The following is an 18764-nucleotide window of genomic DNA, read 5'->3' as shown; positions in this document are numbered from 1 at the left end:
TCCGTGTGAGGGGCGTGAACCCGAAAAGTCACGCCCCTCACACGGAGCTCAGCGCCCGAGTCAGGCGGCGGCTGGAGGATCGGCCTCCGAGACACGATCAAACCAGGGTTTACCCTCCGCCGCGATGCCTTCGAGGATTCGGAGCGTGTGGGGGAATCCCGCTGCCTCCAGGTTGATTTGGGCCGCCGCTTCTGGCTGCTCCTCATGCCGCGCGGGGCTTTGTGGAGCCTCTGAGACGACAAGACTCTTGGTAGGTCCGTTCGTCAGCGTGATGTTCAGCGTGTAGCGGTGCTCGTTGGAGATCTCGACCTGAACGGAGGAGAGCGCGTCGAAGCGGTAGTTGTAGCGCTCGCTGCTGTGCCAGTCGGCACCTTCGAAATCGAGATCCGCCGAGGATTCCCGGACTCCCTCGTTGGTGACCAGGAAGATCCTGATCTCGTACTTCGAGAAGCGCCACGGCCCTCCCTTGACCCTCGTGCTCTTGCACGGACGATCGGGTGTGGGCAGGAAGGCGTGTGCGATGACCTCGTGCCATTCCAACCGGTAGTGGCGTAGTGCCTGGTTGAGGATGAGGGTCTTGTCAGCCTCGAGCCACTTCTCCATCTCCGCTTCCGTTGGCATGAGCGCGGCGAGCTTGTTCCACCATCGCTCGTACTCCTCCTCTCGGCCCCTGAGAGTGACCTCCCGTTCCCGCCACTCCTCAACGTAGCGGCGCTGCTCACTGTGGAGCCGTAGCCAGAGGGGGACTGAGAACCTCGAGACCAGACCCAGGAGAAGGAGACACGCGACCGTACTCACGGGTGCTTCCGGGAAGGCGGATCCAATGACGAACACCGATCCCATAGCGGCGCACAGAGACAGGGCAATACAGCGGACCTTCGTCATGGCCTCGAGGCCATAGATCTCCGCTGGTCGTAGGGGCGTTCCTTCGCACCATCGCCGACGCACATCCCGAACCATGAAGCGGATGAGCCAGTTGACCTGGCCGGACCGGACATCGCTTTCGCGATAGATCCGGGCGACCTCGTCGCGCAGGGCCCGGCGAACACCCTTCGTCTCCTCCAGCCACGCGGTCCGGTTCTCAGGATCGGGTGCGTATTTGGCGAAGTAGTGATCGAAGGCGCGCTCCACATGGTCGGTGAAACCACCCTCGGGAGGAGAGGCCCGAGAGAAGCGGCTTTCCTGCTCTTCCATGGCCGCGATAATGCGCTGCCTCTGGTGGTTCCATCGTGCGACGTGCCAACCGGCCGCGGGCACGAACACGACCGTGGTCAGGCAAGCAAGAAGGGCCATCATGGTGCCGTGGCTCAGCGCGGCCCTCAGCAGAAGGAAGAGGGGATGGAGAGTAGCCGCAGTCAGGAGGATCGCTCCGAGGATGTCCCAGCCTGTGGTGGATTTCGGTCGAGGGGTCTGCGCCCTCGGTTGAGCGGGGTCGGGTTCGAAGTATACCCAGACCCGGTTGACCCTGCCGTCCGCCGTGCGGTTCCTGTACGCCGTGTCCCGGTACTTGGTCCAGATGCCCTGCTTCATGCTGCCGGTCAGTACCAGGCTCAGGTGACGCATGACGAGTTCTCGCTGCGTCTCGGGCAGTTCCCGCAGCCTGGCGATAGCGGCGTCGGGATCGCCCTCGGAACCGTCCACACAGGCCAGCACCATGAACACCACGTTCAGCGCTTCGTTCCACTCATCGTCAGCCGTCGAGTCCAGCTGATGGGAGAGGCCGCTCAGCGTCGTACGGTTCTGCCTGTTCAGATCTCGGAAGGAACGCTTGCTCAGCATCGCGAGCACCAGATGGAAGCGAACCTCCGGACTGTCGTGCCCCCGGCTCAACGCGGTTTCGATGTGGCTCCGAGCCTTGTCGGGCACCCCGTGTTCCAGATACTTCACCCCGACTTGGAAGTGCCGTTCGGGCGGATCGTCCGGGCCCACCACGTAGATGGTCGAGTCCCGGACGATCCCCGCCTGAACACCGACGAAGGAGTGGGGGCCAGCGGTGTTGAAGGTCTCTCCTCCAGTCATGAGAGCCCCTTCACCGCGGTAATCAGTGATGCGACCTTCGAGGAGAGTGAGGCGAGGTCTCCGAGCAATCCAAGTAGGCGTTTCAGGGCCAGGAGAGAGGACTTCCTGCTCGTGGGCGTCGCTTCCTCAAGGCCCTTGCTCGCGATGTCGATCTCCTCTGAAGCGGCCTCGTGGGTCTCGACGTCGAGATTTCCCGCCTCGTGCTCGCGTGAGAGCTCATCCCGCAGAACGGAGAGCCTCTCGGAGATGTCACCGGGGGACGGTGTAGCGGAGGTGACCGAAACATGAAAGGTTCCGCCACTCACGTGCCCGGCCTGCACTCCGACGCTTCCATGAGCGGTGTTGGTGACGTTGCCGGTGTCTCTTGCCGCACTGTCTTTTCGCATGCTGGGGGGCTCCTCTTGACTCACGATTTCTTCGGCGAGTGCTACAGCGAAGGCAGCGGCGTTCGCAGCCGCTATCGGCTGCCAGTTCAGGTCTGCGGCTGTGGCCTTCTCACCATCCGCGTGATCGCTGATGCCACGCACGACCGCGACCGGGGTCGAACTGAGGTGTCCTGCCTGAGCGATCCCCGCGCCTTCCATCTCCACAGCCAGGGCGTCGTTGAAGGTCTGCCTGATCCAGGCCGCCTCGTAGGAAATACGGGAGTTCTGCACGACCTCTCCGGCGGCGATGGGCCCGAAGTGCACTCGCGGTCGCGGGGCCTTCCTTGGCGCCCAGGAGTCCATCCTGGCCAGGTGCGCGGCGGTCTGGCTCATCCCGTGAGGGGACTCCCAGGCGCGGGGCCGAGCCTTGAGCCCGTCGTCCTCGCTGGTCCCGCCGTGGTAGGCGTACACGTGCGTTCCGAAGACCACATCGCCGAGCGGGGTGTCCCACAGAGCTCCGGCCACCCCCACGAAGAGAAGGGCGGTGGGCGAGAACTCCTGGATGGCTCGTTCGGTCAGGACCGCGGAGGACTGGTTCCCCTTGCCAGTGAGTCCCAGGACGACACGTCCTCTGCCACTGGGCAGGGCACCGATCTCGAACCTCGTACCTCGACGGTGCAGGTACGTGTCGGGTCGGGTGAGTCGCTCGCGTACGGCTTCGTATTCCAGATTCAGGGCGGTCAGGACCACCAGGAGGTCGTCGCTCGTCATTCGTTCTCGCTCAGGGGTTCGGGGAGGGGGCGCATCATCGGAGGTCGCAGGACCTTCTGGGGGCCTGCCTTGAAGAGACGGGCGGGTCTACCTTTGGTCGCCCGTCTCTTCGGCCCGGCCGGGACGAGGTAGCCGGTGACGGCCTGGACCTTGCGATAGAAGTTGCGCGAGTCGATCTCGAAGCCCCACACGGCCTCATAGACCCGCTGCAGGTCGGCTATGGAGAAGGTCTCATCGCAGAAGGCCGTGGCCAGGGAAGTGTGTTCGATTTTTGCTCGGGCGCGTTCCAGACCGTCGTCAAGGATGTCCCTGTGGTCGAAGGCGAGTCTTCGGCGTCCTGAGGTCAGTTCGTCCACGCGGTGCCAAGCGGCAGCCGACGCGTCAGTGCCCGCCTCTGGTTCCGGGAGCCCTGGAGCGATGGCGAGATAGGCGACCGAAACGATCCGTCCGCGAGGGTCCCTGCCGGGGCGGCCGTAGGTGGCCAACTGCTCGAGATGGAGCGTCGTCGCGTCGAGGCTGGCTTCCTCTCGAAGCTCCCGACGAGCCGCGTCGAAGATGTCCTCACTCGCGTTGGCGATGAAGCCTCCGGGGAGCGCGAGCTCACCCCGGTGGGGTTCGATGCCCCTTTCGATGAGGAGTACGTGAAGGATCGAGGACCGCAACGTCAGGATTACGAGGTCGACAGTCAACAGCACGGAGGGTGGTTGCCAGGTTTCGTTCGGCATACGGCGAGAGTAGCTTCCCGTCACTTCAACAAAAAGCTGTTTCGGGAAATTGGTGCTGATGATTGCAATGAGTCCGGAGTGCTGGAGGTCAACCTTTGTGGTCTGTGCTGTTGGTGTTGACTGCGGGAAGATTGGACGGTGTGACTCACCTCGTGCGGGCGTTCCCGAGCTTGGCCGTAGGTGAGCCTCCAAGGAACACGCCTATATCCGAGAACGCAGGTGGCCCTGATTCTCGGACCGGGGCCATCGGGCTCCGTCCTCAGGCGGGAGGCGCGAAGGCACCGCCGTCCTCGGGCAGCACCTGGCCGCCGTCGACGACGATGGCCTGACCGGTGATGAAGGAGGCCCCCGGCCCGGCCAGGAACAGACAGGCCGCTGCGATGTCCTCCACCTCTCCGACGCGGCCGAGAGGGATCGCCGCGCGCATGCGTTCGAGGTAGTCCGGGCCCATGTCGTCCAGGCCTTCGGTGCGCACGTTGCCCGGAAGCACGGCGTTGACGGTGATGCCCCGTGGCGCGAGCTCCAGGGCGGCGCTGCGCATGAACCCCAACTGGGCCGCCTTGGTGGCGCCGTAGTGCGTCCAACCCGCGTATCCGGTCAGCGGTCCGGTGATGGAGGAGGTGATCACGACGCGTCCCCGCTCGGAGACCGTCAGGGCCTCCACCGCGGCCTGCACCGTGAACACGGTGCCCTTGAGGTTGGTGTCGATGACCTGGCCCAGTTCGTCCTGGTCCATCGACACCAGCGGGGAGGAGGGGAAGATACCGGCGTTGGCGCAGACCACGTCCAGACCGCCGGTGCTGCGAACGGCCTGTTCGACCACGCGTGCGCAGTCCTCGGGATCGGCCACGTCCGCGACGGCCCACTCCGCTCCCGGAACGCCGTGAGCGGCCTCCCGTGCCCTGGCCTCGTCGCGTCCGACGATCAGTACCCGGTCCCCGGCCCTCGCGAACGCCTTGGCGATGCCGAGCCCGATCCCCCTCGTGCCGCCGGTCACCAGAACCGATCTGCCCACGGTCGCCTCCTGTCGCTGGACCGGTGACGGTCGTACCCCGTCGACGGTCGAGGAACCCCGGGCACGCAGAAGCCCCTGGCCACTGCGCACGTTCGACGCGGTCCCTGGAATCGACCTGTCTGAGGACTCACTGAACCGAGACGTGGTTGCGCAACAGGTCGGTCGAGCCTGAGGCCCTTGTGCCAGAAGTAGTTGTGGGCGACCCCCACCCGGTCGTCGCTGCCTGTGTCGGGGCGCCCGATGGCTGCGAAGGCCCCGGTCGGCCTGGGGCGGGCGAGCCGGTACGTGTCCAACCCCTGACCGGAATCCCGGACCCTCGGCCGGGCAGCGGCCCCGGCCAGCGGGAGGACGCGTACCGGTGCTCGCCGCACCGCGGGGATCAGCCGATCGTGTCGCGGCGCTGCCTGTGTCCCCGCACCAGCTCCCGGTACCAGTGGTAGCTGTCCTTGGGCGTACGTGTCAGCTTGTCGTAGTCCACGGAGATGATGCCGAAGCGGCGTTCGTAGCCGTAGGCCCACTCGAAGTTGTCGAGCAGCGACCAGACGAAGTAGCCGCGCACGTCGACCCCGGCCGCGATGGCGTCCGTGAGGGCGCTGAGGTGGTCCCGGAGGTAGTCGATGCGGTCCGTGTCGTGCACGACCCCGTCGGGGCCGGGCTCGTCAGGTTCGGCGGAGCCGTTCTCCGTGATGTGGATCGGAGGTAGTTCCGGGTACCGGCGGTGCAGGTCCACGAGCAGGTCGGTGAAGGACGCGGGGACCACCGGCCAGCCCATGGTGGTGTGCCGCACCCCTTCGATCGGCACCTCCCGTACCCCGATGTCCACGGCGGTGCGGGCGGACTCCTCGGGGACCGGGGCGTCGCCGAGCTGGATGGGCCGGTAGAAGTTCAGGCCCAGGAAGTCCAGGGGCTGTGCGATGACCGACAGGTCCCCGGGCTCGCGGTAGCTGCCGTCGGCCATCGGACCCCAGGTCGCCTCCTCGTTGTCGGGGTAGGCGCCGCGCAGCAGGGGGTCCAGCCACACGCGGTTGTGGAGGGTCTCGGCGCGGTCGACCGCGGCGGCGTCCTCGGCGGAGTCGGTCGCGGGCAGCAGGCGGTCGGGGTTGAGGGTGATCCCGACCTCGGCGTCGCGGCCGTGCGCGGCGGCGGAGGCGCGCAGTTCCCTCGCCGCGAGCCCGTGCGCCAGCAGTAGGTGCTGGGCCACGGCCAGTGCGGGTGTGCCCTCCCGGGTCCCGGGGGCGTGACGGCCCACCGCGTGGCCGACGAACGCGGTGCAGTGGGGCTCGTTGAGCGTGATCCAGCGCTTGATGCGGTCGCCGAGGTGGTCGGCGACCACGCGCGCGTAGGCGGCGAAGTGGTGCGCGGTGCTGCGGACCCGCCAACCGCCGCCGTCCTCCAGGGCCTGGGGCAGGTCCCAGTGGTAGAGCGTGGCCACCGGTTCGATGCCCGCCTCCCGCAGGGCGTCGACGAGTCTGCTGTAGAACGCCAGGCCTTCGGGGTTGACCTCACCGGTGCCGTCGGGGAGGACGCGAGGCCAGGCGATGGAGAAGCGGTAGGTGTCCACGCCCAGCTCCTTGAGCAGGGCGATGTCCTCCTCGTACCGGTGGTAGTGGTCGCAGGCGACGTCGCCGCTCTCGCCTCGGGCCACTTTTCCGGGGGTACGGGAGTAGGTGTCCCAGATGGAGGGCCCGCGTCCGCCCTCTCGGGCGGCGCCCTCGATCTGGTAGGCGGCCGTGGCCGCGCCGAAGAGGAAGTCCGGCGGGAACTGGGGCAGTGCGTGGTGGGTCATGGTGCCTTCCGTGTGTCAGTGGTGCCGCGGCGGCTTCGGGGGAGCCGCGCGGTCGGCTCAGTAGCCGGCGGACTTGTCGACGACGTTGCGCAGGGGCCGCCCCTGGGCGAACCGCTCCAGGTTCTCGACGAAGATGTCCAGTCCCCTGCGGCGGGTCTGTGCGGTCGTCGCCCCGTTGTGGGGGGTGACGACGGTGTTGGGCAGTGCCCAGAAGGGGCTGTCCTCGGGCAGGGGCTCCTCGCCGTGTGCGTCGAGGCCCGCTCCGGCGATCCACCCCTCGGTCAGTGCTCGCAGCAGGGCCTGGTCCCGCACGATTCCGCCGCGGGAGACCACGATGAGGTGGGCTGTCTCCTTCATGGCCCGGAGCTCGGCCTCATCGATGAGGTTCGCGGTGCTCGGGGTGTCCGGTGCCGTGACGACGACGAAGTCGGATTCGGCCAGGAACCGGTGGAGCTGTTCGGGAGGGTGGACGGTGTCCACACCGGGGGCGGGGAGGTCGGCCCGTCGCCGCAGGCCCACCACGCGCATGTGGAAGGCCCGTGCCTTCGTCGCGAGGTCGAGCCCGGAGTGCCCGAGCCCGATGATGCCGCAGGTGAGTCCGGCCAGTTCACCGTGCTGGAAGCGCTCCCAACGGCGTTCGGACTGCGCCTTCGCCCAGCGCGGGGCGTCGCGGTTGAGCATGAGCATCAGCATCATGGCGTGTTCGGCCAAGGGGACGGCGCCGTTGCCGACGGAGGAGGTGAGTTCGGCGGGATGGGAGTCCAGCCCCGCGGCGAGTTCGTTGTTCACCCCCGCCGCCCAGCTGTGCACCCACCGCGCCGCCCCCGCCCGGCGCAGTTCCTCAGCGGTCGGGGACCCGGCGATGGCCGTGGCGGATCCCAGCAGGTCGGCGCGGTCGCTGAGCCGTGGCGTGAACTCGACCCGGGCGGGGCCCGCGGCGTCTCGGATCCTCTTCTCCTCCTCGGGCTCGAACCGCCCGCTCACCAGTACTGGTCCGTGCTCGGGCACGAACGATCACGTCCTTCGGTCGCTCTGCTAATTTGAGGTCTGATTGGTCCGACCGGTCCGGTGAGTATAGGGAAGGCGTGTGTGGGATGTCACGAGGGGGTCGCCCGGTCTTCCGGGCCGTCGAACGCTCCAAGGTCTACTCCTCCGTCGCGGACCAGATCCTCGCCGGGGTGCGTTCCGGCGCCTTCCCGGCGGGCGACCCGCTTCCCGCCGAGCGCGTACTGGCCGAGCAGTTCGAGGTCGGGCGCGGTTCGGTCCGGGAGGCGATCCGGGTCCTGGAGCACGCGGGCGTCCTGGACGTCCGGGTCGGCAGCGGCACCTACGTCTTGGGGGACGGGGGGTCCCGGGAGAGCGTGCTCAGGGCCCGCGCCGCGGTGGCCGGCGAGCACAGCCCCCTGGACCTCGTCGTGGCCAGGGCCTCGGTCGAGCCCGCGTGCGCCGAATACGCGGCCCAGGCCAGGAACTCCAACGACCTCAAGGTCCTCCAGGACCTGGTCCGCAAGCAGGAGGAGGTCCTGCGGAAGGGCGAAGACCCCTCCACTGTGGACGCCGACTTCCATCTGGCGGTGGCGGCCGCGTCCCACAACAGCGTCCTGTTCTCGCTGGAGCGGAACCTGGTCGACCTCATGGGTGAACCGATGTGGAGCGGACTCAAGGGGCGCTCGCTCGGCCGGGAGAACCAGTCCGAGCACTACCTCGACCACCACCGGCAGATCCTCCTCGCGATCGAGCGGCGCGACCACCGCCGGGCCCGCCAGCTCATGACCGTGCACATGAGTGAGATCGAGACCGGCCTCCTCGCGGAACTGGGCTCCTACCCCGGCGACCAGGCGCCCGCTGACGGCTGAACCCGGGCCGGGCGGTTGACAGGGCGGCTTCCGCGCGCCTAGCTTCTCCATCGGTCGGGTGGTCAGACCAATTTTCTCTTGGTCGGACCACTGTCACGCCGCACACGAGGAGAGAACCGTGGCCCCACCACGCTATGCAGTGAACTGCTCGATCATGATGAAGGACCGGCCGCTGAAGGAGCGGCTCGCGGCCGCACGCGAGGCCGGTTTCGAAGCGGTGGAGTTCTGGTGGCCCTTCGCCACCCCTGCCCCCGGTGCCGACGAGGTCTCCGGATTCGTCGAGACGGTCCGTGCGTCCGGGCTCCGGTTGGTGGGGCTCAACCTCTATGCGGGTGACATGCCGGGCGGGGACCGCGGCGTCGTCTCGTGGCCGGACAGCGCGGGGGAGCTTCGGGCCAGTGCGGCGGTGGCCGCCCGGATCGGAGAGGAGCTGGACTGCCGCTCCTTCAACGCCCTCTACGGGAACCGTCGCTCCGACACGTCCGACACCGAGCAGGACGCGGCCGCCGTGCGTGCCCTCGGCGCGGTCGCCGAGGAGGTCGCGGCCATCGGCGGTCAGATCCTGGTCGAGCCGGTCAGCGGGGCCCCGGACTACCCGCTCCTGACGGCTGAGGACGCCGTCGGAGTGATCGACAGGGTCGAGCGCGAGACAGGGGCGGACAACCTGCGCCTGCTCTTCGACCTCTACCACCTCGCTGTCAACGGTGACGACGTGCCCGCGGCACTCACCCGACACCACGACCGCGTCGGCCACGTGCAGGTGGCCGACGCGCCGGGCCGCGGCGCCCCCGGAACAGGCGGGCTCCCCCTCGGTGCATGGATCCAGGCGATCACGGACGGGGGCTACTCCGGCTGGTTCGCCCTGGAACACACGGGGGAGGGGACCGACCCCTTCGGCTGGCTGGCCGACTCCGGCCTCCCGGGGCTTCCTGGCCGGTCGGGCGCATGAGCGGCCAGGATCCCCGCGTTTCCCGGGCCCGCCGGTCCTCGCGGGCGTGTTTCGGCGGACCCCGGTCCGCATCCGACCGATCAAGGAGTTCATGGTGAGTAAGCAGACGACGGCGTTCATCGGACTGGGCGTCATGGGCGCGCCCATGGCCCTCAACCTCGTCCGGGCCGGTTTCGACGTGGTGGGCTACAACCGCAGCGCCGCCAAACGCGAGGCCCTGGAGCGGTCGGGGGGCCGAGCGGCGTCCTCGGTCGCGGAGGCCGTGGCTGGGGCGGACGTGGTGATCACGATGCTGCCGGACTCCCCGGACGTGGAGTCGGTGGTTCTGGGGGAGGACGGCGCCCTGGAGCACATGCGGTCCGGTGCCGTGCTGATCGACATGAGCACGGTCCGCCCGGAGACGGCGGTGGCTGTCGCCGAGGCGGCCGCCGCCAAGGGCGTCGAGGCCCTGGACGCCCCGGTCAGCGGTGGTGAGCAGGGCGCGGTCGAGGCCAAGCTCTCGATCATGGTGGGGGGCGGCGCCGACGCCTTCGACGCGGCCCGCCCCGTCCTGGACGCCCTCGGTACGACGGTGGTCCACGTCGGTCCGGCCGGTGCGGGCCAGACGGTCAAGGCCGCCAACCAGCTGATCGTGGCGGGCACGCTGCAACTCGTGTCCGAGGCCCTGGTGTTTCTCGACGCGCACGGTGTGGACCGGGAACGCGCGGTGGAGGTCCTCTCCGGCGGGCTCGCCGGGAGCACGGTGCTGGAGCGCAAGGCGGCCTCGATGCTCGCCCGCGAGTTCGCTCCGGGGTTCCGGGTGGACCTGCACCACAAGGACCTGGGGATCGTGACGTCCGCGGCGCGTGAGACCGGAGTGGCCATCCCGCTGGGAGCGCTCACGGCGTCTCTGGTGGCGTCGCTGCGGTCGCAGGGGCACGGCAGCCTGGACCACTCCGCGCTGTTGTTGCAGGTGGAGAAGCTCTCGGGTCGGGAGGCGGCCCGGGAGAACTGACCTCGGCCCTGTGGTCGGGCACATTGTCAGTCTTGAAATCTTGACTGACAATGTGCCTATACTTGCCTGCCTTCGTCGCGAGGAGCCTCCGGAGAACCAAGGCCGTCCGGGGCCGCGCCGAGGTCGATGAGAGGACCAGCCACATGGCACAGGGTGTTACCGGAAACGGAACCCAGAGCGCGGCCGGCGCCGTGCGGGTACCTGACTGGCATCTGGGCGCGACCCGGTGGACGCAGCTCACGCTGACCGAGAACGACCCCGGTCGATTCGATCCCGGCCACTGGATCGACATCATGCGTGAGACCAGGTCGAACGCGGCCTGTATCAGCGCGGGCGGCTACATCGCCTTCTACCCGACGGACATCCCGTACCACTACCGCAGCTCCCACCTCGCGGACACCGACCCCTTCGGCGAACTGGTCGAGGGCGCCCGGAGCCTCGACATGCACGTCATGGCCAGGGTGGACCCGCACGCCGTCCACCCGGACGCCGCCGCAGCACACCCGGAGTGGCTGGCGCGCGACGCCGACGGCAGCCCGCAGGAGCACTGGGGTTACCCGGACATCTGGCTCACCTGCCCCTTCGGGAGCTACAACCGCGAGTTCATCACCGAGGTGGCTCGGGAGATCGTCACCCGCTACGACGTGGACGCCGTCTTCGCCAACCGCTGGCAGGGCCACGGGATCTCCTACAGCGAGACGGCCCGACGCAGCTTCCGTGACGAGACCGGCTACGACCTCCCGCGTTCCGAGGGGGACACCTCCGACCCCGCCTGGCGCGCCTACGTGGTCTGGCGCCGCCGCAAACTGAGCGACCTGGTGAGCCTGTGGGACCAGGCCGTGCGCGACGTCCGGCCGCACGCGCGGTTCATCCCCAACCTGGGCAGCATCGCCGCGCGCGACCTCGACCGCGACATGCTGGTCAGGCACTTCCCCTTCTTCCTCATCGACAAGCAGGGCCGATCCGGGGTCGAGGCTCCGTGGTCCGCCGGACGCAACGGCAAGCGGAGCCGGGCGGTCTTCAGGGACAGGCCGGTCGGGCTCATCACCTCCATCGGACCGGAGCACCACCAGCACCGCTGGAAGGACTCCGTCGCTCCCGGGGCCGAGACCGCCACCTGGATCGTCGACGGGTTCGCCCAGGGCGCCTTCCCCTGGTTCACCAAATTCAACGGGATGGTCCCCGACCCCCGGTGGATCCGACCCGTGGCCGAGGCGTTCGAGCTGCACGAGCGGCTGGAACCGGAGTTCGCCGGACGCAGGATCACGGCGGACGTCGCCCTCCTGGAAGCGGCCGGACCCGAGGCGGCGCGCACCGGGGGCCGGGCCCACGAAGAGGGCTTCTACCACGCGCTGGTCGAGGCCCGCATCCCCTTCGAACTCGTGGCCGAACAGAACCTGACCGTGGACGAGCTGTCCCAGTTCAAGGTTCTGGTCCTGCCCGACGCAGAGCGTCTGAGCGTCGAGCAGTGCCGCACCATCCAGGCCTACACCGAGGCCGGAGGCAGTGTCGTCGCCGCCCACCGGTCATCGCTCGACGACGAGTACGGGACACCGCGCGCGAACTTCGGACTCGCGGAGGTCTTCGGAGCGGACCTGAACACCCCTGTCAGGGGCCCCGTGAAGAACAACTACATCGCGCTCACCGAAGAGCACCCGCTCACCCAGGGGTTCGAGGGCGCCCAGCGCCTCATCGGCGGGACCGAACTCATCGGCGTGACCGCGCGCCCCGGCACCGGGGTGCCCTTTCGGTTCCTGCCCGACTACCCCGACCTGCCGATGGAGGAGGTCTACCCCCGGGCCGAGCCCGACGCCCCGGCCGTCGTGACCAGGGAACTCCCTGGCGGAGGACGTTCGGTGTACGTGCCGTTCAACCTCGGGGCCCTCTTCTGGGAGGCTCTTCAGGCGGACCACGGCACGATCATCGCCAACGCCGTGCGCTGGGCCCTGGGCGGCTCGGAGAGGGTACGGGTCACCGGTTCCGGCCTGGTCGACCTGGCGGTCTGGGAGGACGCCGACTCGGTCGCCGCCGCCCTGGTCAACCTGACCAACCCCATGGCGCTCAAGGGTCCGATCCGGGAGACGGTCCCCATGCCCGAACAGCGTGTGTCGGTGGCCCTGCCCGAGGGCGCCACCGGTGCCACCGCTCGCCTGCTCGTGGCGGGCACCGACGCCGAGGTCACGGTCAGCGGGGGTCGCGCCGAGGCCCTCGTCGCGACCGCGCAGCTCATGGAGATGGTGAGCTTCACGTGGATTCGGGAGGACCGCTCATGAGCCGGGACGACCTGTGGTGGCACAGGCCCTTCCAGATGTTCCAGACCAATCTCAGGGAGATCGACGCCGGCCTGGACGTGCACAGGGTCCTCGACTATCTGGAGGAGTTCGGCGCGGGAGCCTGGCTGCTCAGTGTCGGGGGCATCGTCGCCAACCACCCCTCGGACCTGGAATTCCAGACCCGTAACCCGGCGCTGGCCGAGCGCCCCTCCGGGGACCTCGTGGGTGACGCGGTGGCCGCCGCGGGCGAGCGCGGTGTTCGCGTCCTGGCCCGGATGGACTTCTCCAAGGTCGACCACCGACGGGCCGAACGGCACCCCGAGTGGTGTTTCACCGGGGCGGACGGCACGCAGCAGGTGTACAACGGCCTGACCAGCGTGTGCCCCAGCGGCGACTACTACCAGCGGCACCTCTTCGCCGTGGTCGACGAGGTGCTCGACCGCTACCCGGTCGACGGTTTCTTCTTCAACTGGATGTCCTTCAACGAGGTCGACTACAGCGGGGTGCACCGAGGGACCTGCCACTGTCTCCCCTGCCAGCGCGCCTTCGCCGAATTCGCCCCCGGCGTCGCGCTGCCGACCGGGCCGGATTCGGACACCTACCCGGTCTGGAAGCGGTTCGCGGCGGGGGTGCTGGACGATCTCACCGCACGGGTCAGGGACCATGTGAGCCGCCGCAGGCCCGAAGCGCCCCTGATCCTCGGGGACCGTGCCGACATCGTCTTCCACGAGGCCAACAACGCGGTCGGCCGCACGCTGTGGCACCACCGGACGGCCGAGCACGTGAGCGCGGCCCGGACCTTCCGCCCGCACGTCCCCGTGCTCACCAACGCCGTCGGTTTCGTGGACATGCCCTACCGTCTGGCCGGTGAGGACCCCCGCCACTTCGCGCAGTTCCTGGTACAGGCGATCTCGCGGGGGGCGAACCCCTCCACCTACATCATGGGGACCCCCGACGACGTCACCTACGAGTGCCTGGACGTGGCCTCGGAGATCACCCGGTTCCACCGCGACAACCCGGAGACCTACCGGGCTCTACGGCCCGCCGCGCGCGTCGTCCTCGTCCGTCCCGATCCGCTCAGACGCGCCTCCCCGAGGACGGAGGAGGCGACCGAGGAGTTCCGCGGGCTGTACACAGCCCTGGTCGAAACGCACGTCCCCTTCGACGTCCTGCCCGAGTCCCGGATACCGGACGTGGAGGAGCAGGGGCGGCTGGGGGCGTACGGCCTGATCGTCCTGCCCGACCTCGGGCCGTTGGCGCCGAAGGCGGTGGGTGTCCTGGACCGGTTCGTCTCCGGCGGCGGAGGCGTGCTGGGCACCGGCTCCAGCGGCTTCGAGGGGGACGGGTCACAGCTGGAGGGGGCTCCGGTACTGAGAAGGACGGCGGTCCGTGACACCGTCGAGTCCGTTCGGTCCATGCACCTGCGCCGTCCCGGGAGGGACGGGCACGGACCGCGGGGGGACCTGCCAGTGCTGGGGGCCTTCCACGTCGTCGAGCCGGTCGCGGACGCCGACACCGATCTGCCCGTCCTGTCCAGGGCTCCCTACGGGCCGCCGGAGAAGTGCCACGGCCACCTCCCGCTCGACCTCCACGGCGTTCTGCGCCGCGCCCAGGGAAGGGGCCGCATCACCGTCATGCCCTGGACCCCGGGGCGCGCCTACCGCCAGGCGGGGCTGGGAGGGCTCAGGGACGTCTTCGTGGACGAGGTGTCGCGCACGGCCGAGGGACCCGTCCGGATCGAGACCGACCTGCCCGAACAGGTCGAGGTCGTGCTGGGCACGTCGGCGTCCGGGGGAGTGGTTCACCTGGTCAACCACTCCGGAGACGTGCCGCAGGGCTTCCGGTCACCGCTCCCGGTGGAGGGACGGTATCTGCGCGTTCCCTGGTGGCCGGAGCAGCCTTCGCGGGCGCTTCGGGCGGACACCGCGCTGGTCGGCGACAGCCGGGTGGAGCTTCCGCGAATCGGCCTCTTCGAGGTCCTGACCGCGTGACCTGGCGAAAGCCCCCTGTAACTTTGTCAAACAAGTATTCATGAATCATTGACATACCAGATACACCCCGGAAGCATGGCCTGTGAGGCTGCGCACCCAGGCGGGTGACATCCCCCGCAGCGAAGGGAATGTGATGAAGAATTTCGACCGGCGCTCGTTTCTGGCGTTGACCGGTATGGGCGCCCTCGGGACGTCCACCCTCCTGGCTGGTTGCGGCAGCGGGTCCTCCGGGGCGGCGCTGCGCTATGCCTGGTGGGGAAACACCGTCCGCCAACAGACCTACAGCCAGGCTCTTGAGGAGTTCCAGGAGGCCAACCCCGACATCAGCGTCGACCCGGAGTTCGCGGAGTACGGCGCCTTCCAGGAGCGCATGACCACGCAGATGGCCGCCCGAAACGTCGCGGACATCTTCTGGGTGGCCTCCCCCCAGGTCATGACCTACGAGGCCAACGGTCTGTACCGTCGGCTGGACGACATCCCCACCCTCGACCTGTCCGACTACAGCGACGACGACATCGAGTCCTTCTCCTTCGACGGTCAGCTCCTGACCATGCCCCACGGAGTCTTCGCTCCGGTCGCCCGGTACAACGAGACCTTCCTCGAAGAGGACGGGGCGACGCTGCCCGGCGAGGACTGGACCTGGGAGGAGCTCTCGGAGTTCCTCATCGACTACGCCGCAGGCAACTCCGGCGGGCGCAGAGGGGCGAGCTACACCCCCGACCAGGACATGGCGTTCGAAGCGTGGCTGCGGCAGCGCGGCCAGGACCTGTGGACCGAGGACGGCTCCATCGGGTTCGACGCGGAGGCACTCGGCGACTGGTTCGAGTGGTGGCGCGTCCTGCTGGACGAGGGCGCCGTGCTGAGCCTGGGAGAGCAGGAGGGGATGCAGCCCGACTTCTCCGCCGTCGGTGACAACATCCTGCTCAACTTCGGCAGCTCCAACCACATCATCGACGAAGCGGCCATGTTCCCCGACTACAAGTACCGGCTCCGTATGGTTCCGGCCGGTGAGGACGCTTCGGAGGGCCACCGGTTCCTGTACTTCCCCCGGCTCGCCATCTACTCGGGAATCGACGACGACAAGGTCGAGGCCGCCGGCCAGTTGGTCGACCACAACGTCAACAACAGTGACTTCCTCAAGACCGTTGGGCTGACCATGGGCGCTCCGCCCAACCCCCGGCTCCTCCAGGAGGCCTACGAGTTCGCCTCCGAGGACGAGACCGAGATGCTGGAGGTGGTCGAGGCCACCCGTGAGGAGGACCAGCGCCCCCGCTACGAGGCTCCTCCCGGTACCGGTACCTGGCGCGAGGCCCTCTCCCGCGCCTCCGAGAGCATCGCGTTGGGCGACGCCGGGGTGTCGGAGACCGCCGAGTCCCTCATCGCCGAGATCCAGTCCGGCATCGACCAGGGGGCGTAGGGCGTGGCACCACTGCTCAGACGCCGCGCGCCGCGCCCGGGGGCCGCCGAAAGGCGTCGGGGGCGCGCGGCCTACGTCTTCCTGACCCCGTGGCTCCTCGGGCTGGGACTGGTGACCGGGGTCCCCCTGGCCGCCTCCCTCTACCTGGCCTTCACTGACTACAACATCCTCGGAACGCCGTCCTTCACGGGACTGGCCAACTTCGAGCGCATGTTCGCGGACGAACGCTTCTGGGCGGCCTCCTCCGTCACCGCCCGGTACGTGTTCATCTCCGTCCCCCTTCAGCTGATGTTCGCCCTGCTGCTGGCGGTCGTGCTCGACCGCGGACTCCGGGGGCTGTCCTTCTACCGGGGCGCCTTCTACCTGCCGTCGCTGCTCGGCGCCAGCGTCGCCATCGTCATCCTCTGGCGGGAGATCTTCGGGCACAACGGCCTGGTCAACGATGTCCTGGCCTTCGTGGGGATCGAGGGCCAGAGCTGGCTCCAGAACCCCTCCACCGCGCTGTCCACCCTGATCGTGCTGAACGTGTGGACCTTCGGCTCCCCGATGGTGATCTTCCTGGCGGGCCTGCGGCAGATCCCCGAGGAGTACTACGAGGCCGCGAAGGTCGACGGAGCCTCACGGCTCAGGCAGTTCCGGCACATCACCGTACCGATGCTCACCCCGATCATCTTCTTCAACCTCATCCTCCAGACGATCGGCTCGTTCCAGACCTTCACCCAGGCGCACGTGATCAGTGGTGGTACCGGAGGCCCGGTGGACTCCACCCTCTTCTACACCCTCTACGTGTACCAACAGGGGTTCAGGGCGTTCGAAATGGGCTACGCGTCCGCGCTGGCGTGGGTTCTGCTCCTCGTGATCGGCGCGGTGACCGCCCTCCACTTCATCCTGTCCAAGTTCTGGGTCTTCTACGGAGACGACTGATGATCGACGCCGCATCCGTCGCGAGCGCACGCGGTCAGCGGCAACGCCGCAGGCGGCGGTCCGCGATACTCAAACACGCCGCCCTGCTGGTGTTCCTGGCCCTGATGATCTACCCGCTGGTGTGGATGGCGGTCAGCGCCTTCAAACCGGCGCACCTCATCCTCACCGAGCCCGGCCTGATCCCCAGCGAGACGACGTTCGAGAACTTCAGGGACGGCTGGCACGCCCTCAACCGCCCGTTCTCCGTGTTCTTCCTGAACTCGGTCGTCGTGACGGTCGGGGCGATCCTCGGGAACCTGTTCTCGTGCTCGCTGGCTGCCTACGCGCTCGCCCGGCTGGAGTTCCGGCCGCGACGACTGTTCTTCGCGATCACCCTGGTCTCGGTGATGCTGCCGATGCACGTACTGATCATTCCGCAGTACATCTTCTTCGCCCAGCTGGGGTGGGTGGACACCTACCTGCCTCTGCTGATCCCGAAGCTTCTGGCCACCGACGCCTTCTTCATCTTCCTCATGGTCCAGTTCATCCGGGGCATCCCCCGGGACCTGGACCGTGCGGCGGAGATCGACGGTGCCGGGCCGTTCCGGGTGTTCTGGCACGTGATCCTGCCGCTCATGCGCCCCGCACTGGTCACCACGACCATCTTCACCTTCATCTGGACGTGGAACGACTTCTTCACACCGCTGATCTACCTGACCTCGACGGACATGTACACCGTTCCCGTCGCCCTCAGTGCGATGGTGAGCTCGGAGAACCAGCAGGGGATCGGGATGCTGTTCGCGATGTCCCTGGTCTCGCTCGTCCCGGTGATCGTGTTCTTCGTCTTCGCCCAGCGCTACCTGATCCGGGGCATGGTCACCAGCGGACTCAAGTAGAAAGGCCTACTCGTTGCTCTGCGCCGCCTCCCTGGACTCGGCCTCCAGCCGGGCCAGGAGGCGGTCCCGGGCGTTGGCCAGGTGTTCGTCCAGGCGCTGCGTCGCCTGGTCGGGCTGGCGCTCGCGGATGCTCTCCAGGATCGCCGAGTGCTCGTGCGCGACGGTGCTCGACTGGGCCGACCTGTGTGCCTGGAACCGGCCCATGGTCAGGTGCACCTCGCCCATGATCAGCTCGTGCATCCGGGTCAGCCGCTCACTTCCGACACCGGCCACCAGAGCCGTGTGGAAGGCGATGTCGGCGTCGACCTGCTTCTCGAAGCTCTGCTCCCGGGCGGCGGCCTCGACCAGCAGCTGGGCCTCGTCGGCTTCGGCCGGCACGAATCCCTGGTCGGCCAGGGTGGTGACCGCCGAGGTCTCCACCGTGCTCCGGGCGAAGAAGAGGTCCCGGATCTCGTCCGCGGTGAACGCGGGGACGACCGCGGTCTTGTGTGCCGTCCGTCGGAGCAGCCCCAGCGTGGTCAGTCGCTCCAGGCACGCCTTGGCGGTCGGACGAGCCACGTCGTACTCGGTGGCGATCCGGTGCTCGGTGAGTTTCTCACCGGCTGCGATCTCCCCGTTGACGATGCGGCGGCGCAGGGACTGGTACAGCGCGTCGGTGAGAGATGAAGGGGCGAGTGCGAAATTGGCCTGTCGGTTCACCTCATCCATGGTGCCACAGCCAAGTCTCTGACACATACATCTGTCTGACCAGTACACCCGTACTACAGCAGGTGGGAGGGTTTTTCCCGGCTTTCCTGTGAGCAC

15 protein-coding genes are annotated in these 18764 nt (G+C 68.3%); 8 read left to right on the top strand and 7 right to left on the bottom strand.

Annotated elements, in window-relative coordinates; translation table 11 throughout:
• Positions 1 to 60: 60 nt before the first annotated feature.
• From BDW27_RS01730 to BDW27_RS01705, 6 genes are all read right to left on the bottom strand, one after another.
• Positions 61 to 2019: a hypothetical protein gene (locus BDW27_RS01730; RefSeq protein WP_110047942.1), complete on the bottom strand. Its 1959-nt coding sequence runs from the start codon at positions 2017 to 2019 to the stop codon at positions 61 to 63.
• Positions 2016 to 3155, bottom strand: coding sequence for a 5'-methylthioadenosine/S-adenosylhomocysteine nucleosidase (locus BDW27_RS01725; protein ID WP_110047941.1), 1140 nt, complete (start codon positions 3153 to 3155; stop codon positions 2016 to 2018). The genes BDW27_RS01730 and BDW27_RS01725 overlap by 4 nt, the downstream gene beginning before the upstream one ends.
• Positions 3152 to 3880: an NUDIX domain-containing protein gene (locus BDW27_RS01720; protein WP_110047940.1), complete on the bottom strand. Its 729-nt coding sequence runs from the start codon at positions 3878 to 3880 to the stop codon at positions 3152 to 3154. The genes BDW27_RS01725 and BDW27_RS01720 overlap by 4 nt, the downstream gene beginning before the upstream one ends.
• 259 nt (positions 3881 to 4139) lie before the next feature.
• Positions 4140 to 4895, bottom strand: a complete 756-nt coding sequence (gene fabG / locus BDW27_RS01715) for a 3-oxoacyl-ACP reductase FabG (RefSeq protein WP_110047939.1) — start codon at positions 4893 to 4895, stop codon at positions 4140 to 4142.
• 379 nt (positions 4896 to 5274) lie between these two features.
• On the bottom strand, positions 5275 to 6681 hold the full coding sequence (locus BDW27_RS01710) for a GH1 family beta-glucosidase (RefSeq protein WP_110047938.1): 1407 nt from the start codon (positions 6679 to 6681) through the stop codon (positions 5275 to 5277).
• A 57-nt stretch (positions 6682 to 6738) separates the two neighbouring features.
• Positions 6739 to 7689: a D-2-hydroxyacid dehydrogenase gene (locus BDW27_RS01705; protein WP_233515586.1), complete on the bottom strand. Its 951-nt coding sequence runs from the start codon at positions 7687 to 7689 to the stop codon at positions 6739 to 6741.
• 86 nt (positions 7690 to 7775) lie between these two features.
• On the opposite strand from BDW27_RS01705, the gene BDW27_RS01700 reads away from it, so the two are divergent.
• The 8 genes from BDW27_RS01700 (at position 7776) to BDW27_RS01665 (ending at position 17960) form a co-directional block, all read left to right on the top strand.
• A complete protein-coding gene (locus BDW27_RS01700; RefSeq protein WP_110047936.1) occupies positions 7776 to 8537 on the top strand; it encodes a FadR/GntR family transcriptional regulator in 762 nt (253 codons plus the stop codon).
• A gap of 118 nt (positions 8538 to 8655) precedes the next feature.
• The gene (locus BDW27_RS01695; protein ID WP_233515585.1) at positions 8656 to 9486 is read left to right on the top strand and encodes a hydroxypyruvate isomerase family protein; all 831 of its coding nucleotides are present in this window, start codon (positions 8656 to 8658) and stop codon (positions 9484 to 9486) included.
• Between the two features lie 91 nt (positions 9487 to 9577).
• A complete protein-coding gene (locus tag BDW27_RS01690) occupies positions 9578 to 10480 on the top strand; it encodes a 2-hydroxy-3-oxopropionate reductase (protein ID WP_110048087.1) in 903 nt (300 codons plus the stop codon).
• Positions 10481 to 10623: 143 nt separating this feature from the next.
• Positions 10624 to 12753 carry an alpha-amylase family protein gene (locus BDW27_RS01685; protein ID WP_110047934.1) on the top strand — a complete coding sequence of 710 codons (2130 nt, stop codon included), beginning with the start codon at positions 10624 to 10626 and terminating at the stop codon, positions 12751 to 12753.
• Positions 12750 to 14744: an alpha-amylase family protein gene (locus BDW27_RS01680; RefSeq protein ID WP_110047933.1), complete on the top strand. Its 1995-nt coding sequence runs from the start codon at positions 12750 to 12752 to the stop codon at positions 14742 to 14744. Before BDW27_RS01685 ends, BDW27_RS01680 begins: the two co-directional genes overlap by 4 nt.
• Before the next feature lie 133 nt (positions 14745 to 14877).
• Positions 14878 to 16161, top strand: a complete 1284-nt coding sequence (locus BDW27_RS01675) for an ABC transporter substrate-binding protein (protein WP_110047932.1) — start codon at positions 14878 to 14880, stop codon at positions 16159 to 16161.
• 3 nt (positions 16162 to 16164) lie between these two features.
• Positions 16165 to 17085 carry a carbohydrate ABC transporter permease gene (locus BDW27_RS01670; RefSeq protein WP_083927472.1) on the top strand — a complete coding sequence of 307 codons (921 nt, stop codon included), beginning with the start codon at positions 16165 to 16167 and terminating at the stop codon, positions 17083 to 17085.
• A complete protein-coding gene (locus BDW27_RS01665; RefSeq protein ID WP_017543808.1) occupies positions 17085 to 17960 on the top strand; it encodes a carbohydrate ABC transporter permease in 876 nt (291 codons plus the stop codon). The genes BDW27_RS01670 and BDW27_RS01665 overlap by 1 nt, the downstream gene beginning before the upstream one ends.
• A 6-nt stretch (positions 17961 to 17966) precedes the next feature.
• Here the strand turns inward: BDW27_RS01665 and BDW27_RS01660 are convergent, their stop codons facing one another.
• A complete protein-coding gene (locus tag BDW27_RS01660; RefSeq protein ID WP_110047931.1) occupies positions 17967 to 18668 on the bottom strand; it encodes a GntR family transcriptional regulator in 702 nt (233 codons plus the stop codon).
• Positions 18669 to 18764 lie beyond the last annotated feature (96 nt).

Source organism: Nocardiopsis sp. L17-MgMaSL7 (assembly GCF_003182025.1).
Lineage (GTDB): Bacteria > Actinomycetota > Actinomycetes > Streptosporangiales > Streptosporangiaceae > Nocardiopsis > Nocardiopsis prasina.
This window is presented reverse-complemented; position numbering and strand designations above follow the sequence as displayed.

Bases quoted from the DNA above. Each gene is read 5' to 3' on its own strand.
- BDW27_RS01730 (WP_110047942.1), bottom strand. From the start codon at position 2,019: ATGACTGGAGGAGAGACCTTCAACACCGCTGGCCCCCACTCCTTCGTC.
- BDW27_RS01700 (WP_110047936.1), top strand. From the start codon at position 7,776: ATGTCACGAGGGGGTCGCCCGGTCTTCCGGGCCGTCGAACGCTCCAAG.
- BDW27_RS01725 (WP_110047941.1), bottom strand. From the start codon at position 3,155: ATGACGAGCGACGACCTCCTGGTGGTCCTGACCGCCCTGAATCTGGAA.
- BDW27_RS01675 (WP_110047932.1), top strand. From the start codon at position 14,878: ATGAAGAATTTCGACCGGCGCTCGTTTCTGGCGTTGACCGGTATGGGC.
- BDW27_RS01710 (WP_110047938.1), bottom strand. From the start codon at position 6,681: ATGACCCACCACGCACTGCCCCAGTTCCCGCCGGACTTCCTCTTCGGC.
- BDW27_RS01665 (WP_017543808.1), top strand. From the start codon at position 17,085: ATGATCGACGCCGCATCCGTCGCGAGCGCACGCGGTCAGCGGCAACGC.
- BDW27_RS01720 (WP_110047940.1), bottom strand. From the start codon at position 3,880: ATGCCGAACGAAACCTGGCAACCACCCTCCGTGCTGTTGACTGTCGAC.
- BDW27_RS01690 (WP_110048087.1), top strand. From the start codon at position 9,578: ATGGTGAGTAAGCAGACGACGGCGTTCATCGGACTGGGCGTCATGGGC.
- BDW27_RS01685 (WP_110047934.1), top strand. From the start codon at position 10,624: ATGGCACAGGGTGTTACCGGAAACGGAACCCAGAGCGCGGCCGGCGCC.
- BDW27_RS01660 (WP_110047931.1), bottom strand. From the start codon at position 18,668: ATGGATGAGGTGAACCGACAGGCCAATTTCGCACTCGCCCCTTCATCT.
- BDW27_RS01680 (WP_110047933.1), top strand. From the start codon at position 12,750: ATGAGCCGGGACGACCTGTGGTGGCACAGGCCCTTCCAGATGTTCCAG.